6 protein-coding genes are annotated in these 5,695 nt (G+C 68.3%); 5 read left to right on the top strand and 1 reads right to left on the bottom strand.

Annotated elements, in window-relative coordinates; genetic code table 11:
* Positions 1–3 precede the first annotated feature (3 nt).
* Positions 4–390 (bottom strand): DUF2628 domain-containing protein, encoded by a 387-nt coding sequence (locus N7367_RS19145; protein ID WP_111186117.1) that lies wholly within the window; start codon positions 388–390, stop codon positions 4–6.
* 215 nt (positions 391–605) lie between these two features.
* Between N7367_RS19145 and N7367_RS19140 the strand changes: the two genes are divergently transcribed.
* From N7367_RS19140 to N7367_RS19120, 5 genes are all read left to right on the top strand, one after another.
* Positions 606–776, top strand: coding sequence for a hypothetical protein (locus N7367_RS19140; protein ID WP_164972337.1), 171 nt, complete (start codon positions 606–608; stop codon positions 774–776).
* Positions 777–1,159: 383 nt separating this feature from the next.
* Entirely contained in the window at positions 1,160–3,085 is a 1,926-nt protein-coding gene (gene mdoH / locus N7367_RS19135; protein ID WP_262218941.1) for a glucans biosynthesis glucosyltransferase MdoH, read from the top strand.
* Positions 3,086–3,135: 50 nt separating this feature from the next.
* The gene (locus N7367_RS19130; RefSeq protein ID WP_065174484.1) at positions 3,136–3,795 is read left to right on the top strand and encodes an alpha/beta hydrolase; all 660 of its coding nucleotides are present in this window, start codon (positions 3,136–3,138) and stop codon (positions 3,793–3,795) included.
* Between the two features lie 3 nt (positions 3,796–3,798).
* Entirely contained in the window at positions 3,799–4,842 is a 1,044-nt protein-coding gene (locus tag N7367_RS19125; RefSeq protein ID WP_279943019.1) for a sensor histidine kinase, read from the top strand.
* 10 nt (positions 4,843–4,852) lie between these two features.
* Positions 4,853–5,584, top strand: coding sequence for a LytTR family DNA-binding domain-containing protein (locus N7367_RS19120; protein WP_053517196.1), 732 nt, complete (start codon positions 4,853–4,855; stop codon positions 5,582–5,584).
* Positions 5,585–5,695 lie beyond the last annotated feature (111 nt).

Genomic DNA, 5,695 nt, shown 5'->3' with positions numbered 1-5,695 from the left:
GGCTCAGAACATTCCTTCAAACGGGTTCCAGCCGGTCCGGCCTTCCACCTTTTCCAGGTAATAGCTGTAGTTGGTGCTGGAGGCGACCAGGACATTGAAGGCGATGAACACCGCGCGGCCGACGATGTCGGGCAGGAACATCGTGATGGCCGCCAGGGCGATGGCGATGCCGACCACCACCAGCGCCTTGCGCCACATGCCCAGGATCAGCAGGTAGATGGGGCCGAAGAACAGGGCAAAGATGTTCAGGTTGATCTTCAGGCGGTCACCGAAGGACAGGGCCCGCCATGCCTGCTTGAAGCCGGGCTCCTTGGGCGCGCCGTGCTGGCGGTAGAAGTTGAAGCGGAACTGCCACTTGGGGCTGAAGTGGGTGAGGTCGACGGTATTCATGGGAGGAACTTCCCTGTGAGAAAACGTTTTCATGCTACCGGAAATGCCTATTCAGGATCCAGCGCTGCGTGCCTGGAACGTGACGCATGCCCTTTGCAGGCGCAGGCCTCACCGGCTTGCACGTCACCCATCCGCCTTGTTTTTAGGATAGGGTGCGCAGTTCCGCTGCCGCCCGGTTGGACCCGCGCGGCAGCGGGGATGTCCACGGAGGTTGCATGACCACACCCGCTACACCGGAAAACGCACCGGGACCGGTGCTTCTGCCCACACCCGAAGTGGTGCAGGCCCAACAACTGCTCGCCCGCCAGCAACTGGCGGTGGCGATGGACCGTGCGCGCACCGCTGCCCTGCAGGACGCGGCCGGCGTTGTCCTGCAGGACGAGTAACGCGCGCTGCTGAAGTACGATCGATCGCGTTGGCCCCGTCGCCAGCGCGATCGCCGAGGGATGTGCCGCCGCCCGTTTTGCTCGATCCAATTGCGGTCGATCCGGCAGGCCGTCGGCAGCCTCGCCTGCTGTTTGCTGAATGGGGAGAAATCCCGGCGTAGGCCTTCGCACCCGGCTTACATGTAGCGGCCTAGACTGGGCCGCATTTTCGATTCCGCCCCGTTGGAGATCGTGTGGGTTCCGGTAGTGACAGACAGCGACTGCGCGGCCTCAGGCCGACGCAGCCAGGACAAGTGCGGGCGCCGGGAAGGCGCGCCGGGAACCTTCGTGCATGCAGCCTGGCCCGGACGGCCGGCCATGCCGACTGCGCGGAGTAGGCGCCGATGGGGGTGCAGACCATCCATGCGGAGGCGGAATCGGCCGGGCCTGACGCCGGCTGGGCGCTGCTGCCTGCCGAAGTGCCCTTGCCGATGCCCGAGCAGACCCTGCGCGAAGGGCAGCTCAGGGTGCGCCGGCACCGCACCTCGCCACGCCTGATCGGCCTGCGTCGGCTGTACATCCTGGGCGGCACGCTGGTGATGACCGCAGCGGCCACCCGGATGATGTGGCGGGTGTTGTCGGTCAACGGCATCAGCGTGCTCGAAGCCTGCCTGCTGGTGCTGTTCGTGGGCCTGTTCGCCTGGATCGCGCTGTCGTTCGCCAGCGCGGTGGCAGGCTTCCTCACCGCCGTGTTCGACCGTGGCTATCGCCTGGGCATTGATCCGGACAAGCCGCTGCCCACCGTGCACAGCCGCACGGCGCTGCTGATGCCGACCTACAACGAGGATCCGCGCCGGCTGCTGGCCGGCCTGCGTGCGATCTACGAATCGGTGGCGGCCACCGGCCAGCTGGAGCGTTTCGACTTCTTCGTGCTCAGTGACACCCGCCGTGACGATATCGCGCGGGCCGAAGAGCAGGTCTTCGCCGAGCTCCGCGAGCAGGTGCCAGACGGCCGCGTGCGGCTGTTCTACCGCCGTCGTGGCGACAACAGCGGCCGCAAGGCGGGCAACATCGCCGACTGGGTGCGCCGCTTCGGCGGGGCCTACCCGCAGATGCTGATCCTGGACGCCGACAGCCTGATGACCGGCGACAGCATCGTGCGCCTGGTGGCCGGCATGGAACACAACGCTGACGTCGGCCTGATCCAGACCCTGCCGTCGGTGATCGGCGGACGCACCCTGTTCGCCCGCATGCAGCAGTTCGGTGGCCGCGTCTACGGGCCGGTGATCGCCCGGGGCGTGGCCTGGTGGCACGGCGCTGAAAGCAACTACTGGGGCCACAACGCCATCATCCGCACCCGTGCCTTCGCCGACCATGCCGGCCTGCCATCGCTGCCTGGGCGCAAGCCGTTCGGCGGCCACGTGCTCAGCCACGACTTCGTCGAAGCCGCGCTGATGCGGCGTGGCGGCTGGGCCGCGCACATGGTGCCGTACCTGGGGGGCAGCTATGAGGAAGGCCCGCCGACCCTGACCGACCTGCTGGTGCGCGACCGCCGCTGGTGCCAGGGTAACCTGCAGCACGGCAAGGTGGTCGGCAGCCGCGGCCTGCACTGGATCAGCCGCATGCACATGCTGATCGGCATCGGCCACTACTTCACTGCGCCCATGTGGGCGATGCTGATGCTGATCGGCATCGCCATCCCGCTGTTCCAGGAAGGCATCGACTTCAATGCCGTGCTGCACCTGGCGCCCGGCGTGTACTGGCGTGCGCAGGACGAGCAGCAGGTGGTGCGCCTGTTCGCCGCCACCATGGCGGTACTGCTGATGCCCAAGGTGCTGGGCTACCTGGCGATGCTGCTGGACCCGGTGGATCGTCGTGGCTGCGGCGGTGCGTTCCGTGCCTTCGTGTCGATGCTGGTGGAGACCGTGCTGGCGGCACTGATGGCGCCGGTGGTCATGTATGTGCAGTCCCGCGGCGTGGCCGAAGTGCTGTCCGGACGCGACTCGGGGTGGGACGCCCAGCAGCGCGACGACGGTGGCATTTCCTGGATGGCGCTGGTGCGCGGTTACGGCGGCCTGGGCCTGTTCGGCGCCTTCATGGGCGTGCTGGCCTGGCTGGTCTCGCCGTCGCTGGCGGCATGGATGGCGCCGGTGGTGATCGGCATGGTGCTGGCCATCCCGGTGGTCGCACTGACCTCGTCGCGCGGTCCCGGTGCGTTCCTGCACCGGCTGGGCCTGCTCGACATCCCCGAGGAGAACATTCCGCCGCCGGTGCTGGTACGCGCCGCGCAGCTGCGCCGGGAAGCGGCCGAACAGCCACCGCTGTACTGATCGCCCCACACCGGCGGCATAATGCGGCTCGCATCTGAAGGAGCCGCAACATGCTGCAAACGGTGGAACAGGAAACCGGCGCCTCGCCGCAGTGGTCGGTGATCTGGCTGCACGGCCTCGGCGCCGATGGCCATGACTTCGCCCCGATCGTTCCGGAGCTGGTGCGTCCGCACTGGCCGGCGCTGCGCTTCGTGTTCCCGCACGCCCCGGTGCGGCCGATCACGATCAACAACGGCGTGCCGATGCGCGGCTGGTACGACATCGTCGGCATGGATTTCCGTTCCCGCGCCGACATGGCCGGCGTGCGCGAATCAGTGGCCCAGGTAGAGGCCCTGATCGCCCGCGAGATCGAGCGGGGCATCACGCCGGAGCAGATCTTCCTGGCCGGCTTCTCGCAGGGGGGCGCGATCATTCTTACCGCCGCGCTGTCGCGCACGGCGCCGCTGGCCGGGCTGATCGCGCTGTCCACCTACCTGCCCGACGCGGACAGCGCCGAGCGCGTGGCTACCGCAGTGGACGTGCCGGTGTTCATGGCCCACGGCAGCGGCGACCCGGTCATTCCGCAGGCGGTAGCCGCACACAGCGCGCAGGCGCTGCGCGCGTTGGGCCTGCAGGTGCAGTGGCACAGCTACCCGATGGCGCACCAGGTCTGTGCCGAGGAGATCGATGCCCTGGGTGACTGGCTGCAGGAACGCCTGGGCGTCGCCTGACCCATGTCACCGGCCAGCACGCCTCCCTGGATGCCGGAACTGTGCCGCCTGCGGCGGCTGGCGGCGATGCTCGGCCTGGCCGAGCTGGTGGTGGTGCTGCTGGCCCTGGCGCCCGATGGCAGCCGTCACTGGACGGTGGGCGAGCTGCTTTCGGCCAGCGGTTTCGCACTCTGGCTGGCGCTGGCGGTGACCGCCAGCCTGTGCATGCTGCGGCAGGCGCTGTCGAGGCTGCCACCGCTGCTGGGCGCCGCTGCGGCGATCGCGCTGGCGGCGCTGATCGCCGTGGTCTGCGCGGGCATCATCCACGCGCTGTATGCCGTGCTGGGCGACAGCTTCGCCCGTGGCATCAGCTTCTGGCGCTTCACCCTTGGCAGTGCGGCCACCAGCGCACTGATCAGCGCGCTGGCCCTGCGCTACTTCTACGTGAGCGACCGCTGGGCCGCGCAGGTGCAGGCCAACGCACGTGCACAGGCCGATGCACTGCAGGCCCGGATCCGTCCGCATTTCCTGTTCAACAGCATGAATCTGATCGCCAGTCTGCTGCATCGTGATCCGGCGGTGGCCGAACGCGCCGTGCTGGACCTGTCCGATCTGTTCCGCGCGGCGCTGGGGGCGGGCGATGGAGATTCCACCCTGCAGGCCGAATGCGAGCTGGCCGAGCGTTACCTGTCGATCGAGTCGCTGCGCCTGGGAGAGCGCCTGCAGGTGCATTGGCAGCGTGACGAGCCGCTGCCGTGGCAGCAGCCGCTGCCGCGGCTGGTGTTGCAGCCACTGGTGGAAAACGCGGTGCTGCATGGCATTTCGCGGTTGCCGGAAGGTGGCACCGTCGAGCTGCACGTGGCGCGCGAAGGCAACGAGCTGCACATCCGCGTACGCAATCCCGCTCCCGATCCACAGATGCCGGGGCTGGCCCTGGCACGCGGCGCCGGGCATGCCCAGCACAGCATCGGTCATCGCCTGGCGTGGCGCTTCGGCAGTGCCGCACGGATGACGGCCGGCTGGAGCGAGGGCTACTATGCCTGCCAGGTGACGGTGCCGATCCAGTGAGGGAACGATCGTGAGGGTAGTCATCGCCGATGACGAACCGCTGGCGCGCGAGCGCCTGCGCAGCCTGCTGGCCGCGCAGGAGGGGGTGGACGTGGTGGCCGAGGCCGGTAACGGCGAGCAGGCCCTGCACGCCTGCGCGGAACTGCAGCCGGACCTGGTGCTGCTGGACATTGCGATGCCCGGACTCGATGGGCTGGAAGCGGCCCGTCACCTGGCCAGCTTCGAGCCACGCCCGGCGGTGGTGTTCTGTACGGCATATGACGCGCATGCCTTGTCGGCATTCGAAGCGGCGGCCATCGACTACCTGATGAAGCCGGTGCGTGCCGAGCGGCTGGCAGCGGCCATCGCGCGCGCACGGACCTTTCTGGCCGGGCGCGGGGGGCAGCCACAGCACGACGCGGGGCAACAGGCACGCAGCATGCTGTGCGCCCGGCTGCGGGGCAGCCTGCGGCTGATTCCACTGGATGACATCCATTACCTGCAGGCCGAGGAAAAGTACGTGGTGGTGCACCACGCGCGTGGTGAGGACCTGATCGAGGAGTCGCTGAAGTCGCTGGAGGAGGAATTCGCCAGCCGCTTCGTGCGCATCCACCGCAACTGTCTGGTGGCGCGGCACGAACTGGTGGAACTGCGTCGTGGCGTGGGCGGGCAGGTGCAGGCGGTGCTCCGGCATGGCAAGCAGCCGCTGGAGGTCAGCCGCCGCTGTGTGGCGACGCTGAAGCAGGAACTGCGGCATCTGTGAGTGTCCGGCGCGGCCTGCGGCCGCGACTGCTTGCGGGCAACGTCTGAAGCAACAGCAACTGCAGGTTGTGTTCGGCTCTGAGTTGTTGCGTGTTTGGTGAGTCGGGATGGG

It is taken from the genome of Stenotrophomonas sp. GD04145 (assembly GCF_029835135.1).
Taxonomy (GTDB): domain Bacteria; phylum Pseudomonadota; class Gammaproteobacteria; order Xanthomonadales; family Xanthomonadaceae; genus Stenotrophomonas; species Stenotrophomonas maltophilia_P.
Note: the sequence above shows the minus strand (reverse complement) of the source record. Positions and strands in the feature narration are given on the sequence as shown.